This window comes from Streptomyces sp. NPDC001816 (assembly GCF_042892235.1).
Taxonomy (GTDB): domain Bacteria; phylum Actinomycetota; class Actinomycetes; order Streptomycetales; family Streptomycetaceae; genus Streptomyces.
On the sequence record NZ_JBIATY010000005.1, the window covers coordinates 201657 to 222609 of the forward strand.

Genomic DNA, 20953 nt, shown 5'->3' on the forward strand with positions numbered 1-20953 from the left:
ACAGCGAGCCGGATCAGGAAAGGCGGACGGTGGCCCGGTCCCCATCGATGCTGATGAGGTCGACCACGAGGTTGTTGACGGTCGACTGGCCCGGGGCGGTCTGGCTGCTGCTGGACTGCTGAGCGCCGTTGCCGGACGAACCCGTGAAGTTCAGCGTGTTGTCGGCGACGCTGTCGATCCTGAGTTCGTCGACGCCCGCCTTACCGTCGAGCTGGATCATGTCTCCGCCCGTCACCTCGACCTCGCAGGCGTTGTCGAAGCACGCGCCGAGATCCGTGCCGTCCGCCGTCTGTCCGTCACCGGCCGACGGTGAGGGCGAAGCGGGAGCCGAGGCAGGATCGGGAGACGAAGTGGGCGAGGCCGCGCCCTTCGTGACGCTCTCGACGGTCTTGGCGGCGTCGGCGAGCCCGGCACCGCAACCGCCCTCGCAGGTGCCGGGCAGGGGCCGGGCGTTGGTCTGGATGGCCGTCTCGATCTCCGCGGGTGTCAGTGTGGGGTTGGCAGCCTTCACCAGGGCGGCGAGGCCGGCGATGTGCGGGGCGGCCTGACTGGTGCCCACCTCGAACTTGAAGTTCTCGCCGCCGGGCTTGTCGGTGCCTGCGTTGAAGGTGGAGAGGATGCCGTTGGCGGCCTTCTGCCTCATGTCGCCGCCCGGGGCCGCGATGTCCACGACATTGCCGAAGTTGGAGTACTCGGCCCTGTTTCCGTCGCGGTCGGTGGCGGCGACGGTGATGACGTTGCGGCAGCTGGCCCAGTCGAAGTTGCCGGCGTCCTGGGGCGCGGGACGCGTGTCCCGGTTGCCGGCTGCCACGACGATCGTCGTGCCACGGGCGACGGCTGCATCGACTGCGTTCTGCATCGCCGCGTCGCAGGGGCCCTGGAGACCCAGGCTCATGTTGACGACCTGGGCAGGGGTCTTGTTGTCGGGTACGCCGGCGACGCTTCCGCCGGAGGCCCAGGTGAGGGCGTCGATGATGTCGGAGTTCGGGGTGTTGCAGCGGCCCAGCACACGCACCGGCTGCACCTGCACGCCGGGCGCGACGCCTACGGTGCCCTTGCCGTTGTCGGCCGCGGCCACGATGCCCGCGACATGGGTGCCGTGCCAGCTGGACGGGTTGGCGGACTGGCTTCCGCAGTCGCCCGGCTTGGTGGCGTCACCCGGGTCGGTGGCGTCACCGTCACGGCCGTCGCCGTCGTTCGCCGACAGGGAGTCGCTGATGAAGTCGTACCCGGGGACTGTGTTGGCCGCCAGGTCGAAGTGCTGGGTGATGCCGGTGTCCAGGACGGCGACCGTCACTCCTTTGCCGGTGGACGTCTTCCACGCGTCGGGAACATCCATTCCCGCCTTGGCCTCGGACAGGTTCCACTGCTCGGCGGCGAGGTCCGCGTCGCCCGTGCGGGTGTCGTCGCCCGCGGCGTCGGCGACGGGAGCGTCGGTGACCTCCTGGGACGCGATGGCCGGCATCCGGCGGTCCGGAACGACGTAGGCCACGTCCGGGTCGGCCCGGAGCCGGTTCATGAGCGCGGCGACGTCCTTGGCGGGCCGTACTCCGCCGAGGTCCATCAGCACCGCTCCCGTGCCCAGGCGGCGCTTGTACGACAGTTTCTGGCCCGACTCTGCGGTCATGGCCTTGATCGCGTCGCGTACCGCCTTGGTCGAAGGTGCCTCCATCGACTTCGACTTGTAGCCGACGATGAGACCGGCGGCCCGCTCGGCCGGCGCGGCGGCCTTCAGCAAGGCGGGGGAGGCGGGAGCCTGGGACGTCGGCCAGTCCTGTCCTGCCATGGCGGTGGCAACGACTCCGCCGACGAGCGCGGTGACCAGCGCCGTGGCGGCAAGTGCCCGGCCGCGCCGGGTTTTTCGGTGTGTGCGGTTCATGTGCGCCTCTCGGATCGACCGGATCCGGGCATGCCGGAGCCGGGCGGTGTGATGGTGGGTTTCGACCCGGGCCCTGGGCCGGCCCGCCCGGTGCGTCAGGGCCGCCGCACGGGCGGCCAGGGGGAAGGCCGTGACGGCACCGGGCGGTGTGTGTCCCGCACCCGGTCTCGGATCGATCGGGGCGGCGACCACACGCCAGGCGCCCTGCGATGCTGCGGACGCCCACGGTGCCGGCTTCTGTCTGCCTGCCGGTACCGCACACTCTCGAGCAGCAGCGCGTCTGGCTGTGCAACGAACTTAGGGTCGGCGCAGGGTGGTTACCAATCCGAGGTGGGAGATCACGGGTACCTAATCAACTGCGCGGCAGGTGAGCCGCGTACTCAGTTTCCCTGTGTGCCGTCCGGGTCCGGCTGCGCCAGGTCGTGCCGCGAGACCGCGCCCAGCTTCTTGAGGGCGCGCGCGACATGCTGCTCCACGGTTCGCGGGGACAGGTGCAGGGTGGCCGCGATCTCGCGGTTGCTCAGGCCGGCGCCGGCGAGCTGTGCCACCTCCTGCTCACGCGGCGACAGCCGCTCGCCGTATCGGGGACGGCCGGGCGGGCGTCGCTCCGCGGCGGGATGGGCCCGCAGTGCCGCCCGCACCCGGGCTACGTCCCAGGTCGCCCCGAGAGCTTCGAACTCCTCTGCCGCAGCGGTCAGTTCCTCCATGCCCGCAGCGCTCTGCGGGCTGTCTGCCAGGGCGGCGCACCGTCCCGCCGCCTCCGCGGCGAGAGCCGCCTCGTAGGGCCGGGGAAGGGCCTGATAGCACGTACGGGCGCGGCGGAAGCGCTCCGCTGCTTCCGGGAACTCTCCGCCGATCCCGGCCAGTAGTCCCCGGCACCACGTGAGCGCCGCCGTGGCGGCGGGTGCGTGTCTGTTCGCGATGCCTGCCGCGAACTCCTCCACCATGTCCAGTGCCGTTCCGGGCTCACCGGCGCGGGCTGTCGCCTCCACGGCCCAGGGGGCCAGTTCGGCGGCCCATACCCATACGCCCTTGGCCCGCAGTCCGGCCCACGCGTCGGCGGCTCCCCGGGCCGCGGCCCCCAGGTCCTTGCGGGCCAGCGCGAGCCTGACGCGACCGCCCGAAGCGGCCGCTGCCACAGGTACCGGGCCGCCTTCCTCAGACGGGCCGACGGCGCCCGTCAGCCATGAGCCCACCTGACCCCATTCGCCTTTCGCCAAGGCCAGCATGCCGAGCACCAGCATGGCATCGCCCGCGCTGTACGGCGTCTCGCCCGCCTCGGTCACATATGCGCGGGCCCGGTCGGCCAGGCCCGCCCAGCGGCCGGTCACCAGATCCAGAAGCAGCGCCGTACTGTGTACCATCTGATCGGAATACAGATCCCCACTGCGCACAGCCAGCCTCGGTCCCTCGACCAGCAGCTTCCGCGCCCGCGCATACTCACCCAGCCAGATCGCCGCGTCAGCGGCGTTGCAGACGCCCCTGGCCGAGTGGCTGAGAACCCGTAAGTCATCGCTTTCCCTGGGTAGTTGATCCAGCTCCCGCCACCCGTCCGCATCGCCCACGCTGAGCAGCGTTGTCGCCCGGTTCGCCGCGACGGCCGCCTGGACCGCCGCATCCCCGCTCTCGGCTGCTGCCGCATCGGCCCGCGCCAGCCAGGTGAGATTGTCCGCCAGCGTGCCGGCCGGCCAGTACGGCAGCGCGAGCGCCGCCATGGCCCGTGCCGCCAGCGCCGGCCGGGCACTCACCTCTTCCACGGCTCGGGTGAGTTCGACAAGTCCTTCGTTCGGCCGCCCGACCTGGTTTCCCATGAGCAGCCCCAGGTCCAGCCGGATCTCGCCCCGCACGACGGCGGGCAACTCGGGGTCGTCGACCAGTCGTCCCAGCACCTCGACCGTCTGCTCGGAATGCAGCCCGCTGTACGCGCTGCGGGCGAGCATCAGGGCCAGCCGAGCCCGGTTCTCCTGCCGTATTCCGGGGTGCGCCAGCGTGTCCTCGAGCAACGCGATGGCCAACTGGTGGTTCCCGGCCTCGGCGGCCTCCCACGCGGCGTTCTCCACACTCTGCAGCCAGTCCATCGTCCGGCCGGCCGCGAACTGGTGGCGGGCCAGCCGCGCCCGTTGTACGGGGCGCCTGGCCTCCAGGGCGTCGGCCGCGCGAGCGTGCAGCTCCCGTCGGACCGGGCCGGGCAGCAGCTGATACACGCCCGCGGCCTCCATCGGCACGCGGAACCCGTACTGTCCGAGCCTGAGCTCATGAAGCACCGCTTCGGAAAGAGCAGCCGTCAACGCGTCCCGGCCGCTCTCCGCCGACAAGGCGGCGACCGAGGCCAACTCGTCCTCCGTGGTGGCCTCGTCGAGCACGGCCGCCGCCCACACCAGGCGTCTGGTCTGATCGTCGAGCGCCGCCATGCGGCCGACCACCAGTTCGGTGAGCCGGACCGGCACCGCGGCCTCGTCCACATGCCTCGCGGTCAAACGGGCCCGGCCGGCCACCGTGGGCCTCCCGCCCGGTAGCGGACCGGCAGTCTTCAGCTCTGTCACGAGATCGGCCACGGCCTGCGCGACGCCGCCCGAGCGTTCGTAGAGCCGGGTGATGAACTGGGGCGGACAACGGTCTTCGCCCAGTGCTTCCACCGCCATCCGGCGGACCTCGTTCTCGTCGAGCGGGCCGAGCGTCAGTCGGATCAGGGCCATCTCGGCGGGGTAGCCCACCGGAGCGCCCAGCACCAGCCCGGGATGTGCCAGTTCCTCGGGGCGGTAGGTCAGCACCGCGCGTAATCCCACCGGAGGATGAGCCAGCAGGGTGCGCAGCAGCCGGGCGTCCTGCACGTCCGCACGGTGCACGTCCTCGACCACCAGCAGCACCGGAGCACTGGTGCCGAGCGAGGACGCCAGTTCTCCCAGCGAGGAGGCCGCGAACGGAGTCGGCGCCGGCGTCGCCAGGGCTGCGGGCCGGGTACCGGCGGGACGACGTGCGGACCTGGAGTCCGGCACCGCTGGCGTGGTCTCTCTCGGGCGGGCGGACTCCTGGACGACAACGGCGCCCGAAGCCTTGAACATCACCTGCAGGCGAGGCATCCCTGCGAACTCCGGAAGCGCGAGAAGCCACTTCACGAAGCGGGTCTTGCCCGTCCCCGCCGCTCCGGCGACGAGGAACAGCACCGCCGCATCCGGCGCGGCCGATGCCAGCGGCTGGCGTACCGCCGTCTCCCACTCGCGCTCACGCATCACGGCCCCCTGTGATTCTTCCGCGCTTGCCAGGACGCCGCCTTGACCCCTGGTGATTGGTCAGCCGCGTGATCGCGCAGCGCCCGAGTTGTATCGAACCAGAGGATCGGACGGCGGCGTGGGTACTCAGCGTTATTACGTATCCGTAAGTTGCTACTCCTGCTTGTCGTGGTGGTGCGCGGGCGGCCACGGTCGGAGCGATGCCCCGCACAACCAATCAGCGATCACTCCTGGAGATATCGGCATGTCCATCATCGACGGCCTTCGCTCCGTCACCGCCGACTGCCCGTGGCCCGCCCCAGCAGTGCGGCCGGGGTCGACGTGGTCTTGGGCGCTGTGCATCACCCGGGCGGTGGATGCCGCCGTGCCCGAGGCACGACAGTTCGCGCGCCATGCAGCGCGGCGCTGGGCCCTCCCTGAAGATCCGACCGCAACGTCGTCACTCGTCGTCAGTGAACTGGTGACGAACGCCGTGCTCCACAGCGGGACTGAAGACGTCACCACGCTGATCGTCTTCGACGGGCTGGACGTGACCGTCGAGGTCACCGACTCCGGCCGGTGGCTGGAACGCGGCACCAACCGCCGTGTGGCAGAGGACGAGAACGCCGCATTCGGACGAGGACTGGACCTGGTCAGGGCCTGCACCAGCTGGTGCACGATCCACCCGACCTCGGCGGGCACCCGAGTCGTAGCCCGTCTCCCCGTTACGGGGCCCTAGTACACCAACCGTCGCCCACAGCACTTGGAAGGCTTGACTGGCCCATGGCTGACGACCACCACGAACCGACCTCCGACGCCGAGCTCACCGGCTTCCTGAGAAACCCGGGATCCGACGCCTGGGCCGAGGAGCTGCACCGGCGGCATCGTCCAGCGGTTCTCTCCTACGCATACGTCTGTTGCCGCGACTCGCGCACCGCCGGGGACCTCACCTCGGAGGCCTTCACGCGGGCATTGCAGACCGTACGGTCCGGCAGCGGTCCCAAGGCGGCCTGGCGCCCATACCTCCTCACCGCCGTCCGCCGTACCGCCGCCGACTGGGCGGACACGACACGCCGCAGCGACCTGTCACCGGAATTCGAGCGATGGCTCGCCCAACTGCCCGAGGGCCGGGGGGCGGACAGCAGTGCGGCGCGCATGCTCCTCCTGGAGGAAGGCAGCCTCGTACTCCGGGCGTTCCGGTCGCTGTCCGAGCGTCGGCAGACCGTGCTGTGGCACACCGCGGTGGAAGGGGATCCGGCCCGGTCCGTCGGCCTGCTGCTCGGCGCGGGCGAGGGCGACGTCGCCACGCTCGCCGAGCGGGCCCGGGACGGCCTGCGGGAGACCTGCCTGGCCGCCCTCGACGACCACGCCGGCAGCGATGCCTGTCGCCGCTACCGCCCCATGCTCGGCGCGGTCGTCCGCACGGGTTGGCGCAGTACCGAGGACTTCGACCGGCATCTCGTGAAGTGCCCGCATTGCCGTGGCGCGCTGACCGAGCTCACCGGCCTCGACGAGGGACTGGGCCCGGCACTGTCGGCGGCGGTGTTGCTGTGGGGCAGCAGGGCTTACTCGGCTGCCAGGATGACCGAGACCGGAGTACGGGCCACCGGTGTGGCGAGGGCATCCAGGGCTCCGGAAGGCGATGCCCGCCCGGACGGCCGTACGCCGTGTCGTTCCTGGGCCGGGGGCTCCCCACTGCGTTCGGGTGCGATCGCCGGTGGCATCGTGGCCGCCGTCGGGCTCGCCGTCCTCGCCCTGCCCCTGCGGTCGGACGGCCGGGGCACGGAGCGCTCGTCCGCGCAGGCGCAGGCCGTACGGACCCATACGGTCGTCGCCGAGCCGCCACCCGTCACCGTCACGGCCGAGCCCTCCCGGCCCGCACCGTCACGCCCGGCCGAGCCGTCCACGGCGGCCGGATCACATACGGTTCCCGCGGGACCGGCCGCCTCCCACCGCGCCCGCCTCGGAACCGTCACGTGGGCGGGCACGCTTCGCAACGCGGGACTCGGCAATCAGTGTGTCGAGCCCGTCGGCACGACGGTCGTTCAGAACCCCTGCGATGGCGGCCGGGACCAGGTCTGGGAAGCCGTGTCGCTCGACCGGAATCGGGGCTACGGCTTGCTGCGCAACGCCGCCACCGGTGAGTGCGTCGACTACGGCGCAAGCCGTCGGCGAGTGCGGCAGAACGCCGTCAACCTGGCCGTGACGACGGGCTCTTGCCAGCCCTCGGGAGCAGGGCAGCTGTTCCGCCTCGAGCCGTTCCAGGGTGCGAGCGACGGCAGCTTCCTCGTACGCGCCGAAGCCGACGACGGCAAGCCATGGGACGAGATGCAGCTCGGGATGCTCGACTGGTGGGAGGGGAACACACCGTCCGCGACGAACGCCTCCGTCGTGCTCACGTTCAACTACTACAACTGCCCTCGGCTCCGGTACTTCGCCGAGGAGCCGACGTACGGGCCCGTCCGTACCCCCTCCGCTCCTGCCGACGCAACGGCAGTCGCAGCGACCCCGTAGCACGTCACCGTAGCCCGGCATCGCGGCTGTGCGGGCTGATCGACCGGACTTGAATGGATGGCTCCCCGATGCACCTGCTCCTGGGCTTGCGGCCGCCACAGCAGCCCCTCTCCGACGCGGCCTTGATGCTTGCGATCCGCAAGGGAGAGGTCGAACCCTTCCGGCAGCTCTACCGCCGCCACTACGCCGCCGTGCAGGCGTACGCCTTCCAGTGCATGGTGGGTCCGCTGCAGGCGCAGGAGGTGACCGCGCATGTCTTCGCCGGCCTGCTGCAACAGATACTGGCCGGCGAGTCCTTCGTCGAGCGCCGTCACCCCGGCTGTCTGCGCCCCCACTTACTGGGCAACGTCCGTACAACCGCGATCACGAGCTGGCACCAGGAGCCCGAGACCCTGTCACCGGACTTCCGTGACTGGGTCGCGGCGGGATCCCGGTGGCCCTGGGGTGACGACGGACAGCTGGCCCTCGCGTTCGAGCGCCTCCCGATGAGCGCCCAGCGTCTGCTGTGGCACTCGGTGGTGGACCGCGACGCTCCCGCGTTGACGGCCCGCATTACGGGGCTGCCACCCCATGCGGTTCCGGATGCGTGCGACCAGGCCAGAAGCGCACTGCGCCAGGCCCGTACGGACCTGTATCTGGAACGGCTGGAACTGCAGGACTGCAGGGAGGCGATTAGACGCCTCGCGCAACGGCCCGAGGTGCCCCCGGAGAAGGAACTCGCGGCCCACCTGCGCGCCTGTTCCGCCTGCATGAGCGTCTACAAGGACGTGACCCGGCTTGACCGGCAACTCGAAGCACAGTTGCCGGTACGGCTGTTGGGATGGTGGACCGGCGAGCCGTATCTGCGGGCGAAGGCCGCGATCCCCGTACCCCTGAACGAACCGGCGTTCCTGGCCAGGCTGGTGGAGTCGCTCCGCGCGGATGCCCCCGCGCAGCCTGCGCACCGGCCTCCTGCACCGACGACCGCTGCTGCCACGGCGAACACCGCGAACACGTCGTCCACGGTTCCAGGGCGTCACAGAAGGGACAGACGCCCGCTCCCTTTCCCCCACTCCGGTGCCACTGTCGCAATCGGGGGCTTCCTGGCCGGCGTCGGCGTGGGCATGCTCCTGCTGACCTCTTGTCAGGAGCAACCCGGCCAGCAGCGACCGCCCGGCCCGGCCGGCATCACGTCCGTGGACCATCCTTGACCGCCTGGATCTCCAGTTCCAGCATGACGGTGTCGCCGATCAGCGCGCGTCCGCCCGGAAGGGGCACATTGCCCGTCACCCCGAACTGCGAGCGGCTGATCCGGGAATACGCCCGGAATCCGGCTCGGGTCCCGCCCGATGCATCCGTCTCCACACCCAGCAGAAACAGATCGAAGGTGACCGGACGCATCTCGCCCCGAATGGTCAACTGCCCCTCGACGACGTACCGGCCGTCCTTCCTGCCGACCCGGCAGGACTCGAAGAATGCCGTCGGGTGACGGTCGCTGTCGAGATAGTCGGCGGACCGCAGACGCGTGTCCCGTCCGGCATGGCGGGTGTCGACCGACGTGGTGTCGATCTCCGCCCACACTCCGGACCGTGCGGGGTTCTCCGCAACGGTGATGGTGCCGGAGAAGCGAGTGAAGCCACCTCGCACGCGGACCATGAGATGGCGCACGGCGAAACCGACCTCGGAGTGGGCGGGGTCGATCCGCCAGACGCCGGTGAGACGGTCGATGTCGACGGGGGTGCCGAGCATGGTGATCTTCTCCATCGGTGCGTGGGTCGACGGGCGGCAAAGCGGGTCACGGCGACAGACCGACAGCGCCATATGACAGGACGGCGCGTCGATCCGGCGCCGTCAGCACAGGTCCACGCCTGGGACCGGCAGAACGGTGATTCCGGGCTGTGAACCCCCGATGCGGCTGTGCGGATGGATGCCTCGGGGCCCGATCACTCTGGCCGATGCCGTGGGACGCAGCAATAAGCGCGCCGGGGACCACCTACACCTAAGAAACCCCGACGCGCTCCCCGTCACGCGCGCTCAAGGCGAGCGCGACAGCGTGGATCTCGTGGGCGCGGAGCAGACCGAACAGCGCGCGGCAGTCCTGTGGGCGCTTGTGCCAGCGGAACTCCAGTCCGCGTTCGCCGTACGGCAGGTGGCGGGGCCGGGTGACCGCCGTGCCCTTCGGCTTCACCGAGATCACCCCGCAGACCGGGCAGGCCCGCGCTCCCTCGTCGACGGTGGTCAGGTGCACCCGCCGGGTGCCGGCCTCCAGCCGCTCGACCCGGACGACAGACACCCCGTCAAGGCCGAGCAGCAACGTCGTATCGTTGAGCAAGCCCGTGGCTCCTGCCTGATTTCTCCCCGGAAAACAGAAATGATCACGCGCTCGATAGCGAGTCAGGAGCGGCCCGAGGCTGTCGTTGCGGCGGAACAGCTCTGGCCGTCGGGTCGCTGACGCTTCGCAGGGCAGTGCGCTCAGGCATCATGACGTGGGCCCGCATCAGGTAGAGGTCATGCGGCCGCGTCGACGAGGGCTTGGAGCAGGCGCTGGGGGTCTTCGGCGATTCGGTTGCAGACGTAGAGCCACCATTCCGTGCCGAAGACGATGTACTCCCGGGTGGGGTGGCCGCGCTCGGCCATGGCCTGGAGGCGGTCGGGCCCGAGGCCGAGGAGGGTCTCGAACTCCCAAGGATCGGAATCGGTGCCCTTCCCTCCGAGGTGCTGGTCAATACGGTTGATCAAATCCCAGTCGTGGGTGGCGAAGGAGCACAGATGGCCCGAGTCGGCCAACTGTTGCGCATACGCAAGATAGGCAGCGGTCAGGGCCGGGGCCTCGCGCCGGTGCGCTATGGCCTCAGGTTCGAGGAAGGCGCCCTTGACCAGGCGGATGCGGCCGGGACGGGAAAGCAGCTCCGACAGGTCGTCTGCGGTGCGATACAGGCGTGCCTGGACGGTGATGCCCACATGGTCGAACCGCTCGCACAGCCTGCGGTGCAGGGCAAGCACCTCGTTGGTCCGGTCGGAGCCTTCAGCCGAGATCACCATCTCACGCCCGGTGTCGGCAGTGGCCTCGGCGATGCGGGAGGCGTTGGCAAGGGCAAGCTCCGGATCGACGGCGAGGCCGATGTGGGACAGGTCGAGGGAGATCGAGCACCCCGGTGGCAGCAGACGGGCCGCGGAGAGGAAGGTATCGGTCTCTTCCGTGGCCCGCTGCGGGTCGCGGCAGCTCTCGCCCATGTACTCGACGTTCACGCGGTGGCCGACGGCCAGGACCTGCCGCGCCCGGTCCAGGGCGTCGGGCAGGGTTTCACCGGCCACGTACCGCCGCGCAACCTTGCGGGCCAGAGGGCCGAGGACCGGGTCGCCTGGGACGCGCCACTTCAGCTCCTCGTCGAGCGCAAGCCCACGCAGGACTTGGGCAGCCTGTGACGACAAGGCGGCGTTGGTGGCGGGGGTCTGTGTGGTCATGCGCTGTGCCTAGCTGTTCGCGGGATGGATGAACGCCTGCGAGCCTTCCAAACCGGGGCTCCCACCTGAGAGTGGCAGAAACGACAGGTAAGCTGAAATTCCTGCCATCGTCGTGAGAGGGGATCGGGAACCTGTGCTTCACGACATCGCCGTCCTGGCTCTTCAGGGTGCCCACGCATTCGAGCTGGGCGTGTTCTGCGAGGTCTTCGGGATCGACCGCAGCGATGACTCGCTGCCCGTGTACGACTTCGCTCTTGTCTCGGCCACCGGCGACAGCGTGCCGACCCGCCACGGCTTCGAGGTGCGGGCCCGGCACGGCCTGGAGCGGCTGGCCTCGGCGGACCTCATCTGCGTCCCGGCCTACGACCTCAACGTCCGCCAGCCGGACCACCTGACCGAGGAACTGCGGGCTGCTGTGCAGCGTGGCGCTCGGGTCCTGAGCATCTGCACCGGGGCCTTCCTCCTGGGCGAGGCCGGGCTGCTCGACGAGCGACGCTGCACCACGCACTGGCGCTACACCAACGAACTCGCCCGCCGCCACCCGCGTGCCCGGGTCGAGTCGGACGTGCTCTACGTCGACGAGGACCCGGTCATCACCGGCGCCGGCACGGCCGCCGGCGTCGACACCTGCCTCCACCTCATCCGCAAGGAACACGGCAGCGCCGTCGCCAACTCGATCGCCCGCCGCATGGTCACACCCCCGCACCGCGACGGCGGCCAGCACCAGTACCGCCAACGCCCCCTCCCCCGAGAGGGGACTGGGTCTCTCACCCCTGTCCTGGCCTGGATGGAAGCCAACCTCGACCAGGACCTGACCGTCGACGCAATGGCCAACCGTGCCCACCTTTCCCCGCGGACCTTCGCCCGACGCTTCCGGCAGGAGACCGGGACCACTCCGCTGCAATGGCTCACCGGACAGCGGGTCCTGCTCGCGCAGCACCACCTGGAGACCACGGACGATCCAGTAACCGTGATCGCCCACCGCACCGGCTTCGGTACCGTCGACAACCTCCGCCACCACTTCGCCCGACACCTCGGCACGACGCCCCAGACGTACCGGCGCGCGTTCAGGACCCTGCCCACCGGCTGACGATCCGCGCCCGCCACAGCTCCACACGGGCCGCGCAGTGCTGTCGGTCCTCATGAACAGAACCAGGTGGGCAAGCCGTCACCGACCGCGACTCCACGTCAGCGGCCCAGGCGACGCGCACCGCTGAAGATCGAAGACCCCGAAAACTGCGGGCACTGGATCCCCGACGAGAAGCCGGAGTTCCTCTCAAAGGAGCTGATTCGCTTCTTCGCGCAATCCGACCAGCAGCGATAACGGAAAAGATCACGAGTGATCGATCCGCGGCGCGATCACTCCCGGGAGGACGACATGCGAGTTGATAGGTGATTTGCCGTCACCTGAACGCGTGGGACTGTGGCATCCGGGACCGGTCGGTGGCTCGGGCGTGCTGGGCTGAACCCCGTGAGCGATCACAAGCCCTACAACCGTCCTGTCCGACGGGCAGTGGGCGCTGATCGAGCCGGTGATCGCCGCGTGGAAGGCCGCGCAACCCTCGGTCAGCGGTCACCAGGGCCGGTACGAGATACGGGAGATCGTCGCGCCCACGCGGCGGAGCCGCACATGAACACAGCCCCGCGCCCCTTACGGGGCGCTTAGGAACCCCTCCCGCAGTTGCAGCGGCGCCACGCCGTGCCACCTGCGGACCGCCCTGCGCAGCGCGCGTTCGTCGGAGAAGCCTGCCTGGCGAGCCACCTCGCGGAGGGTGAGGTGGGGGCGGTGCAGGAGTTGTTCGACGCGTTCGCGCCGTACGCCCTCGACGATCGCCTCGTAGGAGGTGCCGCAGTCGGCCAGGCGGCGGCGTAGCGTGCGCTCGCTCGACGCGTGTCTGCGGGCCTGCTCGGCGAAGGAGGGGACGTCCGGAAGGCTCTGCGCGACGGAGATCTCCAGTACCTCCAGAAGGTCCTGCTGCTGGCGGCGCGGGGCCATCTGCGCTTCGAGCAGTTCGAGGGTCGAGGCGTAGGTCACCGGATCGCGGCCCGGCATCGGCCGGTTGATCCATGCCTGCGGCACCACCATGCGGTTGTGGGAGGCGCCGAAGTGCAGCGGGCAGCGGAAGAGGTCACGGAACGGCTGGACGTCGTGCGGAGCGGGGAAGGCAAAGTGGACGTCCTGCGGTGCGAGGCCGGCGCCGGCGGCGAGGCGGCCCAGCGTGACGACGCTGGAGAACGCCTCCTCAATGAGGAAGACGGCGACGTTCGGGTCGACCACCGGATCCGGGAGGTCGGCCCGCACCACGTAGTCGGGGCCCTCCCGGCCGGCCGACCAGACCGTCATGGCCCCGGACACGTTCTGGAAGCGCACGCCCGTCTCGATGGCCACCTGGAGGGTGTCGCTGGCGAGCATGGCGAAACCCAGGAGACCCCAGGCGGTGAGGTGCTGGGCGGCTCCGACCCGCAGGCCCAGGTTCTCGTCGCCGGTGAGTTCGACGGCGCGTCGGATGACGGCACTGCCTTGCCGGTAGGAGACGCGCAGGGCCGCCGATGCCATCAGGCTCTCGGCGAGACCCACTTGTGTCAGCTCCGGTTGCAGGTCGACGCCGTACTCCCGGGTGATCTGGCTCAGGTAGCGCAGGATGTTCGGGGAGATCGTCGCCGACGTGCTGCGCGTGGTGCCGTTCTCCGGACTGGGTGCCTCGGGCATGGCTTCTCTCCAGGGCCGTACTGGCGACCACTTTAGGCAGGGGCGTCCGGTTTCCGCCTTGTCAGCGGGTGCGGATCCACACCGTCTTCTCCCTGGTCCACTGGTCGAAGGCGTTGGTGGATCGCTCCGCCCCGCCGAATCCGGACTGCTTCCAGCCTCCGAAGGGGAAGGTGATGTCGCCCTCGCTGTAGGCGTTGACGGAGACCATTCCGGCCTGGATGCCACGGGCGAGGCGGAAGGCGGTGTCGAGGTCGCGGGTCCATACGGAGGCAGCAAGGCCGTAGGCGGTGGCGTTGGCCGTCCGGACGGCCTCCTGCTCGGAGGTGAAGGTCTCGACGGTGACCACGGGTCCGAACAGTTCCTCGGTGAGGACCCTGCTGTCGTCGGGTGCGCCGACCACCACGGTGGGCGGGTAGTAGGCCCCGTGCGGGTGCAGGCCTTCCGGCAGCCGGGCCATGTGCGCCACGGCTCCGGCGGCGACCGCCTCGTCCACGGCGCGTGCGACCCGGTCCCGCGCGGCACCGCTGATCAGCGGTCCCATCCTGGTGTCCGGGTCGGCAGGGTCACCGATGGCCAGCGCCCCGGCGGCGGCCGTGAACCGGGCGATGACCTCGGCGGCGATGTCCTCGTGGACCAGGACGCGGGAGCCCGCCGTGCAGTTCTGGCCCGTCGTGAGGAACGCGGCCTCGACCATGTCGTCGATGAGTTCGGCGCCGAAGTCGAGCGCGTCCGGCATCAGGACCTGGGGGCTCTTGCCGCCCATCTCCAGACAGACCCGTTTGAAGTTGGTCTCCGCGGCATCCGCCAGGATCCGCCGTCCAGTGGCCGTCGAGCCTGTGAAGGACAGGGCGTCCACCCCGGGGTGGCGGGCGAGCGCCCGGCCGGCTTCCGCCCCGTGGCCGGGCAGGACGGTGAGCGCCCCGTCCGGCAGACCCGCTTCCATAGCCAGCCGGGCCATGTGGAGGGCCGAGCGGGGGGTCGCTTCGGCCGGCTTGAGCAGCAGGCTGTTGCCCGCGGCGAGGGCGGGGCCGATCTTCCAGGCGGCCATGGCGAGCGGGTAGTTCCACGGAAGGACGGCCGCAGCCACTCCGACGGGTTCCCGGCTCATCAGGCCGAGGTGGTCGTGGCCGGTGGGCGCGACGCGCCCGAAGACCTTGTCGGCCGCCTCCGCGAACCAGCGGATCGACTCGATCGCGGCGGGCACGTCGCCGGTGCGGCAGTCCGTGATGGGTTTGCCCGCGTCCTCGCAGTCCAGGCGGGCCAGGATCTCGGCGTCGCGTTCCATCAGGTCCGCGAGGCGCAGGAGTGCCGAGGCCCGCTGCCGGGGTGGCCGGCCCGACCACGCCCCGCTGTCGAAGACTCGGCGGGCCCGGTCCACGGCCGTGTCCACCTCGTCCGCGGTGGCGGCGGGCAGCGTGTCAAGGGTTTCTCCGGTCGCCGGGTTGACGACCCTGAGCAGGCGGACGTTCGTTTCTGTGGTCACGGTCATGCCTCCTTCACCAGTTCCCAGCGGCCGTCGACCTGACGCGCCAGTCCTCTGCGGCGCAGGTCCTCCAGATATCTGGCCAGACCGCGCTCGCCGCGCCTGCGGAAGAGCGGGAGGAGTCTGGGCAGGAGGTTCGGCACCAGCATGGAGAAGCGGACCAGGCGGGATTCACCTGCGCGCGGATACGCCTCGAGTCGCGGCCTGTCGAGCAGGCTCACCACCGCGGCGACGACGTCGGACGGCTGCTGCGGCGGGTCTTGGAACTGCAGGGAATTGCCGCCGTCGACGGCCTCCTGGCGCAGCATCGGGGTGTCGGTGGCCGACGGCAGGACGGAGCCGACGCGGATGCCCTTGTCCCCCAGGTCGAGGGCGATGGACAGCATGGCGCCGCGCAGCCCGAACTTCGACGCCGCGTAGATGGGGGTCTCGCCCTGCGGAAAGATGCCGGCCAAGGACACCGTCGTGATGACGCGGGGATCGCCGGAAGCCCTCAGCAGGGGGACGGCAAGCCGGGTCGCGACGAGCGGGGAGAGCAGGTTGAGGTCGATCTCCCGCTCGATGCTCTCCACCGCGCGCACGTCGAATCGCTCGGTGCTGGTCATGCCGACGTTGTTGACCAGCACATCGAGGCGGCCGAAGGCGAGGGCGACCTGTTCGAAGAGGTCCGCCACCCCTGCCCGGTCCAGCAGGTCGCAGCCGAGGCCCAGGTGACCGGCTCCGGGAAGGGTGTCGGCGACCCGCTGCGCGCGTTCACCGTCGATGTCGACGACGACGCACACAGCGCCGCCGGCCGCGAACCGCCGGCACAGCGCGCTGCCGATGCCGCCCGCGCCGCCGGTCACCAGCATCACCTTGCCGGTGTAGTCGTAGCCGCTCATGCCACCGTTTCCTTGCTGCGGACGGCCGGCACGGCCGGGGGGCGTCCCTCGGTGGGCCAGCCCATGGCGGCGGCGACCTTGGTGAGGTACCTGGTGTACGCGGCGCTGTCGACGTAGCCGGTGTGGCGCGGGGAGTCCACGAACCTCAGGCCGCCGGACAGGTCCGGGCGGTCGCCGCGGATCATGCGGGCGAACCGCTCGGCGTTCGGCATGCCCCGGCGCGTGTCGTGGACGAAGCCGGCGATCAGCTGTGCCTGGGCGTCGAAGAGCTTGTAGGCACCGGAGTTGGTCTCGATGAAACCGACGCCGAACAGCCCCTCGTGCTCGCGGGACAACGACGACAGGTACAGGTCGGGGTGCTGCTCGTCGCCGAAGTAGCGCTGTGCGACGGGCACTTTGTGGACATACCCGGTCGCCAGCAGGATCAGGTCGAAGTTGTTGCTGCTGCCGTCGGTGAAGTGGACGCTGCTGCCCTCGGCGCGGACGATGCCGGGTCGCGCGGTGATGTCGCCGTGCTGCAGGTGGTGGAGCAGCATCGAGTTGACCGTCGGATGGGTCTCGAACAGCTTGTGGTCGGGTTTCTGCAGGCCGAGGCGGCGCGGATCGCCGTTGATGATCCGCAGGAGCGCGCCGAACAGCTTCTGTTCCAGCCACTTGGGCAACCGGGGGCCGACACCTTCCAGGGTGTCCACGGGCCTTCCGAACACGTGCTTGGGGATGAACCAGTAGCCGCGGCGCATGCTGATCTCCGCACGGTCGGCGGCGCGGGCGGCGTCACAGGCGATGTCGCAGCCCGAGTTGCCCGCGCCGACCACGAGGACCCGCTTGCCGCGCAGTTCGTCGCTGCTGCGATAGCCGACCGTATGCCGGATCTCGCCGCTGAAGTGACCCGGGATCTCGGGGATGTTGGGGTGCCACTGCGAGCCGGTACAGACCACGATCTGTCCGTGTCGGCCGGCCCGTCCGTCGGACCGGGTCACCGTCCAGGTGCCGTCCGGGTTCTTCGTCACGTCACGGACCTCGGTGCCGAAATCGATCCGCTCCGTCAGCCCGTACGCGTCGGCGAAGGACGTCAGGTACGACAGGATCTCCCGGCGCGAGGGGTAGTCGGCGAAGTGGTCGGGCATCGGCCAGCCGCCGAAGCCCGAGACGGTCTTGCTGGAGATGAAATGCGCCGACTCGTACATCGGGCTGCCCGGATTGTCGATGTCCCACAGACCGCCCGGACCCGTGTGACGCTCGATGTGCGTATAGGGAAGCCCCCGCTCACCGAGCGCCCGTGCCACTGCCAGCCCCGCGGGACCGGCCCCAATCACACACGTATCGAATTCGGACTCCTTCACGAGTCCACCTCCTCTCGTCGCCACGTTCGGCGTGGGAGGAACTTAGGCAGCGTGCAAGCGCCGGCGGACTGGCCTGTGCGGCCACAAAGGGGGCCGCAGCGGCCAACCCGTTGACCGGCCCGGCGCGGCGACGGCCGGTGGATCTCTCCGCCCTGGTGCCGGTCTCCTGAGGCACCGCTCGGACCATCCGCTCCTGGCCGCCAGGGTCCTCAGTGTGACCGTCGGTGTCCTCCGCCGGGTCGGCCCATTCCTACGGTTGCTCCAATTCGCGCGCACTCCGGCCCGCCCACGGTCCGTGACAGGAAGAGGCCCCCATGACCGCGTCCCTCGGAGCGACGGCTCCGCCTCTACCCGTGAGAAGTGGCCTGCTCGCGGGATCCCGCCGGGTCACAGCCACCGTGTTCGCCGCCCAAGGGGCGGCGGTGGCCGCCGTGTCCACCACCGTGCCCGCCGTGGAGAGCCATCTGCGGCTGTCGTCCCTGGCGATGACAGCGCTCACGATCGCCCTGACGCTGGCCGCGGGTGCCGGCAGCTTCGCGGGCCTGGCCGCTGTACGCCGCTCGGGTCCCGTCACCGTCATGCGCGCGGCGGTGCTGACCGCGGCCGTGGCCCTGCTGTCCGTGGCCTGGGCGCCGGGCCGGCTCGCCGCCTCGGCGGCCTACGTCCTCTTCGGGCTGGCGCTGGGCGCCATCGACGTGTCAGTCAACACCCGCGCAGCCACCGTCGAACGCCACTACGGGCGCAGCATCCTCTCCTCCTTCTACGCCGCCTGGAGCGCCGCAGGCGTGGCCGCCGCGCTGCTGACGGCGGGCGTCTCCCGGCTGGGCTGGCCGGTCGAGTACGTCCTGACCGCGCACGCCGCGCTCGTGGCCCTCCTGGCCCTGACCGTCCGGCCCCATGTCCTCCCGCCCGCGGTCTCCTCGTCCGCCGGCAGACCGGCGCCGGTCGAGGAGGTCCTGGGGCGGCGGGTGTGGGCACGGCTCGTCCCCTTCGGTGTCGTTCTCCTCGTCGCCTACGTCGTGGACTCCACGGTCTCGGCGTGGTCGACCGCCTACCTTCATCAGACCCTCGCCGCGTCCCTGGCGGCCGCGCCGCTCGCGTACGCGGCCTACCAGGCGGGCACGGTGACCGGCCGGGCGAGCGCCGACCTCATGGTCCGCCGGGTCGGGCCGGTGGCGGTGGTCCGCGTAGCCGCCCTGCTCGCGGCAGTCGCCCTGGCCGCTCTGGCAGTGGCCCCGACCTGGCCGTACGCGGCCGTCGCGGCAGGGTGTGCGGGCCTAGGAGTCGCCGCCCTCACCCCGCTGTGTGTCGCTGCGGCCGGCCGACTGCGGCCCGGTGCCCCCGAGACGGTGCTGGCCCGGCTCAACGTCTTCAACTACGTCGGCGTTCTCGTCGGAGCCGGCGCGAGCGGAGGCCTGGGGGCGACGGGCCACTTCCGCATCGCATACGCGATACCCGCCGCATTCGCCATGGTCCTGGTGACCACGGCACGCTTCTTCCGGACCGACGGCACCCTGGCCGCCGCGGGCGTGGACACCGCGGTGTCCGTGCTCAGCTCACGTCCTCCCCGCGGTCGTACCCCGTGACCGCGATCCCCCGCCCGACCAGCCGCTCCTGGATCAGCGGCTCGACCCGGGACCACTGCCCGCCCGTCAGCCCGCACCCTATGCGGGGCATGTGCACACAGGCGCCGAGTTCGACCACCTCGTCGGCCGTGACCCGACACCGTCGCATCCTGGTGCCCTGCCTCCACCATGCTCGGGATCGATACGCCGCTCACGAACGCGCCCTGAAGATGGTCTGGTTGCCGCCAACCTGGTTGATCCGTGCCTTGCCGCCAGATGTACCGTCCGGGCACCTGCGCAAGGAGCGCAGCCAACAGCATGACCGTAACCTCCGCGGGTCACTGGACAGCCCCACTCCGCGCCAGGCGGACCTTTTCAATGTCGAGCTGAGACCTGCCACCACCCCTCCGGCTCCGGGTCCATCGACGGCCGGCCGTACCAGAAGCTCGAGGGGCGGAACCGGAAGCGATCGTGGACGCGCACTGCCGTCAGGCGGTGCCCCATCCCGGACAGCTCGGCCGCGGCGGCGCGGGCAGCGTCCTCGCTCGGCAGGCTATGGAGGTGAGCCTAGTCGGCGTCAGCAGCACTGGTTCCAACTTTCGTGACCAGGTTCCAACTAGCGTGTCACCGGCTCACCGGGGATGCTTGCCTGGTCCCTCCGGTGCCAACTAGTCCCTGTTTGTGACAACTAAAATCAGCAGTCGCAAACGGTCACCGCCGAACCCGAGGCATCCCCAGCCCGATCCACGAGATGATCTCGCGCTGGATCTCGTTGTTGCCGCCGCCGAAGGTGAAGATCACGGCGGAGCGGTAGCCGCGCTCCAGTTCGCCGTGCAGGACGGTGCCCACCGAGCCCTCCTTCAGCGGGCCGGCGGCCCCGACGACCTCCATGAGCCAGGCGTAGGCGTCCCGGCGGGCTTCGGAGCCGTAGACCTTGACGGCGGAGGCGTCCTGCGGGGTGAGGGTGCCTTCCTGAACGGCCGTCACCATCTGCCAGTTGAGGAGCTTCATGGCATCGAGCCGGGTGTGGGTCCGGGCGAGCAGACGGCGTACCCAGGGCAGGTCGACGACCCGGCGGCCGTCGGCCAGTTTGGTCTCCATCGCCCAGTGCTGCACGTCGTGCAGGGCGCGGATCGCCATGGTGCCGTGGGCGGCGAGGGTGACGCGTTCGTGGTTGAGCTGGTTGGTGATCAGGCGCCAGCCCTGGTTCTCCTCGCCGACCCGGCGCGAGACGGGGACGCGGATGTCCTCGTAGTAGCTGGCCGTGGTGTCGTGCGAGGCGAGGGTGTTGATGACGGTGCAGGAGTAGCCCGGGTCGGAGGTCGGCACCAGGAGCATCGTGATGCCCTTGTGCGGCGGCGCCCCGGGGTCGGTGCGCACGGCCAGCCACACCCAGTCCGCGGTGTCGCCGTTGGTGGTCCAGATCTTCTGCCCGTTGACCACGTACTCGTCGCCGTCGCGTACGGCTCGTGTCTTCAGGGACGCGAGGTCGGTGCCGGCCTCGGGCTCGCTGTAGCCGATGGCGAAGTCGATCTCGCCGGAGAGGATGCGGGGCAGGAAGTACGCCTTCTGCTCCTCGGTACCGAACTGCATGATGGTCGGGCCGACCGTGTTCAGCGCCATCAGCGGCAGCGGTACGCCGGCCTGCGCCGCCTCGTCGAAGAAGATGAACTGCTCCATCGCGGACATCCCGCGCCCGCCGTACTCCTCGGGCCAGCCGACGCCGAGCCGGCCGTCCGTGCCGAGCCGCCGGATCGTCTCGCGGTAGAACCGCTTCTGCGCGGCCGGATCCGCGTACCGGGCGTAGGCATGGTCGGGCACCAGCTCGGCGAAGTAGGCGCGCAGTTCGCTGCGCAGTCGCTGCTGCTCGGGCGTGTGGTCGAGGTGCACGGCGCCTCCAGGGTCCCCAAGGGCGGTCCTGACGG

Annotated in this window: 15 protein-coding genes and 2 pseudogenes; 6 read left to right on the forward strand and 11 right to left on the reverse strand. The window is 70.4% G+C overall.

Annotated elements, in window-relative coordinates; genetic code table 11:
- Nucleotides 1-13: 13 nt before the first annotated feature.
- Together ACFYZZ_RS19665 and ACFYZZ_RS19670 are read right to left on the reverse strand one after the other, a co-directional pair.
- On the reverse strand, nucleotides 14-1879 hold the full coding sequence (locus tag ACFYZZ_RS19665) for a S8 family peptidase (protein ID WP_389177243.1): 1866 nt from the start codon (nucleotides 1877-1879) through the stop codon (nucleotides 14-16).
- Between the two features lie 380 nt (nucleotides 1880-2259).
- Nucleotides 2260-5109 carry a LuxR C-terminal-related transcriptional regulator gene (locus tag ACFYZZ_RS19670; protein ID WP_389177246.1) on the reverse strand — a complete coding sequence of 950 codons (2850 nt, stop codon included), beginning with the start codon at nucleotides 5107-5109 and terminating at the stop codon, nucleotides 2260-2262.
- Between the two features lie 244 nt (nucleotides 5110-5353).
- Between ACFYZZ_RS19670 and ACFYZZ_RS19675 the strand changes: the two genes are divergently transcribed.
- From ACFYZZ_RS19675 to ACFYZZ_RS19685, 3 genes are all read left to right on the forward strand, one after another.
- Nucleotides 5354-5827, forward strand: a complete 474-nt coding sequence (locus ACFYZZ_RS19675) for an ATP-binding protein (protein WP_389177249.1) — start codon at nucleotides 5354-5356, stop codon at nucleotides 5825-5827.
- A 44-nt stretch (nucleotides 5828-5871) separates the two neighbouring features.
- Nucleotides 5872-7602: a sigma-70 family RNA polymerase sigma factor gene (locus tag ACFYZZ_RS19680; RefSeq protein WP_389177252.1), complete on the forward strand. Its 1731-nt coding sequence runs from the start codon at nucleotides 5872-5874 to the stop codon at nucleotides 7600-7602.
- 68 nt (nucleotides 7603-7670) lie between these two features.
- Entirely contained in the window at nucleotides 7671-8792 is a 1122-nt protein-coding gene (locus ACFYZZ_RS19685) for an RNA polymerase sigma factor (protein WP_389177255.1), read from the forward strand.
- Here the strand turns inward: ACFYZZ_RS19685 and ACFYZZ_RS19690 are convergent.
- The 3 genes from ACFYZZ_RS19690 to ACFYZZ_RS19700 form a co-directional block, all read right to left on the reverse strand.
- Nucleotides 8770-9345: a YceI family protein gene (locus tag ACFYZZ_RS19690; RefSeq protein ID WP_389177258.1), complete on the reverse strand. Its 576-nt coding sequence runs from the start codon at nucleotides 9343-9345 to the stop codon at nucleotides 8770-8772. The two genes, ACFYZZ_RS19685 and ACFYZZ_RS19690, sit on opposite strands and share 23 nt — an antisense overlap.
- 235 nt (nucleotides 9346-9580) lie before the next feature.
- On the reverse strand, nucleotides 9581-9913 hold the full coding sequence (locus ACFYZZ_RS19695; RefSeq protein WP_389177261.1) for a hypothetical protein: 333 nt from the start codon (nucleotides 9911-9913) through the stop codon (nucleotides 9581-9583).
- A gap of 176 nt (nucleotides 9914-10089) precedes the next feature.
- Entirely contained in the window at nucleotides 10090-11046 is a 957-nt protein-coding gene (locus ACFYZZ_RS19700) for a proline dehydrogenase family protein (RefSeq protein ID WP_389177264.1), read from the reverse strand.
- Between the two features lie 133 nt (nucleotides 11047-11179).
- Here ACFYZZ_RS19700 and ACFYZZ_RS19705 point away from each other — a divergent pair, with 133 nt between their 5' ends.
- Nucleotides 11180-12136: a GlxA family transcriptional regulator gene (locus ACFYZZ_RS19705; RefSeq protein ID WP_389177267.1), complete on the forward strand. Its 957-nt coding sequence runs from the start codon at nucleotides 11180-11182 to the stop codon at nucleotides 12134-12136.
- A gap of 381 nt (nucleotides 12137-12517) precedes the next feature.
- A pseudogene (locus tag ACFYZZ_RS19710) lies at nucleotides 12518-12653 on the forward strand (IS5/IS1182 family transposase); the annotation flags it as partial.
- Between the two features lie 44 nt (nucleotides 12654-12697).
- Here ACFYZZ_RS19710 and ACFYZZ_RS19715 read toward each other — a convergent pair.
- From ACFYZZ_RS19715 to ACFYZZ_RS19730, 4 genes are all read right to left on the reverse strand, one after another.
- The gene (locus ACFYZZ_RS19715) at nucleotides 12698-13756 is read right to left on the reverse strand and encodes an AraC family transcriptional regulator (protein WP_389177269.1); all 1059 of its coding nucleotides are present in this window, start codon (nucleotides 13754-13756) and stop codon (nucleotides 12698-12700) included.
- A 61-nt stretch (nucleotides 13757-13817) separates the two neighbouring features.
- Nucleotides 13818-15245: an aldehyde dehydrogenase family protein gene (locus ACFYZZ_RS19720; RefSeq protein ID WP_389177272.1), complete on the reverse strand. Its 1428-nt coding sequence runs from the start codon at nucleotides 15243-15245 to the stop codon at nucleotides 13818-13820.
- Entirely contained in the window at nucleotides 15242-16120 is an 879-nt protein-coding gene (locus tag ACFYZZ_RS19725) for an SDR family NAD(P)-dependent oxidoreductase (RefSeq protein WP_389177275.1), read from the reverse strand. The genes ACFYZZ_RS19720 and ACFYZZ_RS19725 overlap by 4 nt, the downstream gene beginning before the upstream one ends.
- Nucleotides 16117-17463 carry a flavin-containing monooxygenase gene (locus tag ACFYZZ_RS19730; RefSeq protein ID WP_389177278.1) on the reverse strand — a complete coding sequence of 449 codons (1347 nt, stop codon included), beginning with the start codon at nucleotides 17461-17463 and terminating at the stop codon, nucleotides 16117-16119. The genes ACFYZZ_RS19725 and ACFYZZ_RS19730 overlap by 4 nt, the downstream gene beginning before the upstream one ends.
- A 353-nt stretch (nucleotides 17464-17816) precedes the next feature.
- On the opposite strand from ACFYZZ_RS19730, the gene ACFYZZ_RS19735 reads away from it, so the two are divergent.
- Nucleotides 17817-19049, forward strand: a complete 1233-nt coding sequence (locus tag ACFYZZ_RS19735; protein ID WP_389177281.1) for an MFS transporter — start codon at nucleotides 17817-17819, stop codon at nucleotides 19047-19049.
- Here ACFYZZ_RS19735 and ACFYZZ_RS19740 read toward each other — a convergent pair.
- Nucleotides 19015-19176: pseudogene (locus ACFYZZ_RS19740) on the reverse strand (Appr-1-p processing protein); the annotation flags it as partial. The gene ACFYZZ_RS19735 and the pseudogene ACFYZZ_RS19740 overlap by 35 nt on opposite strands.
- A 563-nt stretch (nucleotides 19177-19739) precedes the next feature.
- Entirely contained in the window at nucleotides 19740-20918 is a 1179-nt protein-coding gene (locus tag ACFYZZ_RS19745) for an acyl-CoA dehydrogenase family protein (RefSeq protein ID WP_389177283.1), read from the reverse strand.
- Nucleotides 20919-20953 lie beyond the last annotated feature (35 nt).

Bases quoted from the DNA above. Each gene is read 5' to 3' on its own strand.
- ACFYZZ_RS19720 (WP_389177272.1), bottom strand. From the start codon at position 15,245: ATGACCGTGACCACAGAAACGAACGTCCGCCTGCTCAGGGTCGTCAAC.
- ACFYZZ_RS19665 (WP_389177243.1), bottom strand. From the start codon at position 1,879: ATGAACCGCACACACCGAAAAACCCGGCGCGGCCGGGCACTTGCCGCC.
- ACFYZZ_RS19670 (WP_389177246.1), bottom strand. From the start codon at position 5,109: ATGCGTGAGCGCGAGTGGGAGACGGCGGTACGCCAGCCGCTGGCATCG.
- ACFYZZ_RS19685 (WP_389177255.1), top strand. From the start codon at position 7,671: ATGCACCTGCTCCTGGGCTTGCGGCCGCCACAGCAGCCCCTCTCCGAC.
- ACFYZZ_RS19675 (WP_389177249.1), top strand. From the start codon at position 5,354: ATGTCCATCATCGACGGCCTTCGCTCCGTCACCGCCGACTGCCCGTGG.
- ACFYZZ_RS19680 (WP_389177252.1), top strand. From the start codon at position 5,872: ATGGCTGACGACCACCACGAACCGACCTCCGACGCCGAGCTCACCGGC.
- ACFYZZ_RS19690 (WP_389177258.1), bottom strand. From the start codon at position 9,345: ATGGAGAAGATCACCATGCTCGGCACCCCCGTCGACATCGACCGTCTC.
- ACFYZZ_RS19700 (WP_389177264.1), bottom strand. From the start codon at position 11,046: ATGACCACACAGACCCCCGCCACCAACGCCGCCTTGTCGTCACAGGCT.
- ACFYZZ_RS19715 (WP_389177269.1), bottom strand. From the start codon at position 13,756: ATGCCCGAGGCACCCAGTCCGGAGAACGGCACCACGCGCAGCACGTCG.
- ACFYZZ_RS19725 (WP_389177275.1), bottom strand. From the start codon at position 16,120: ATGAGCGGCTACGACTACACCGGCAAGGTGATGCTGGTGACCGGCGGC.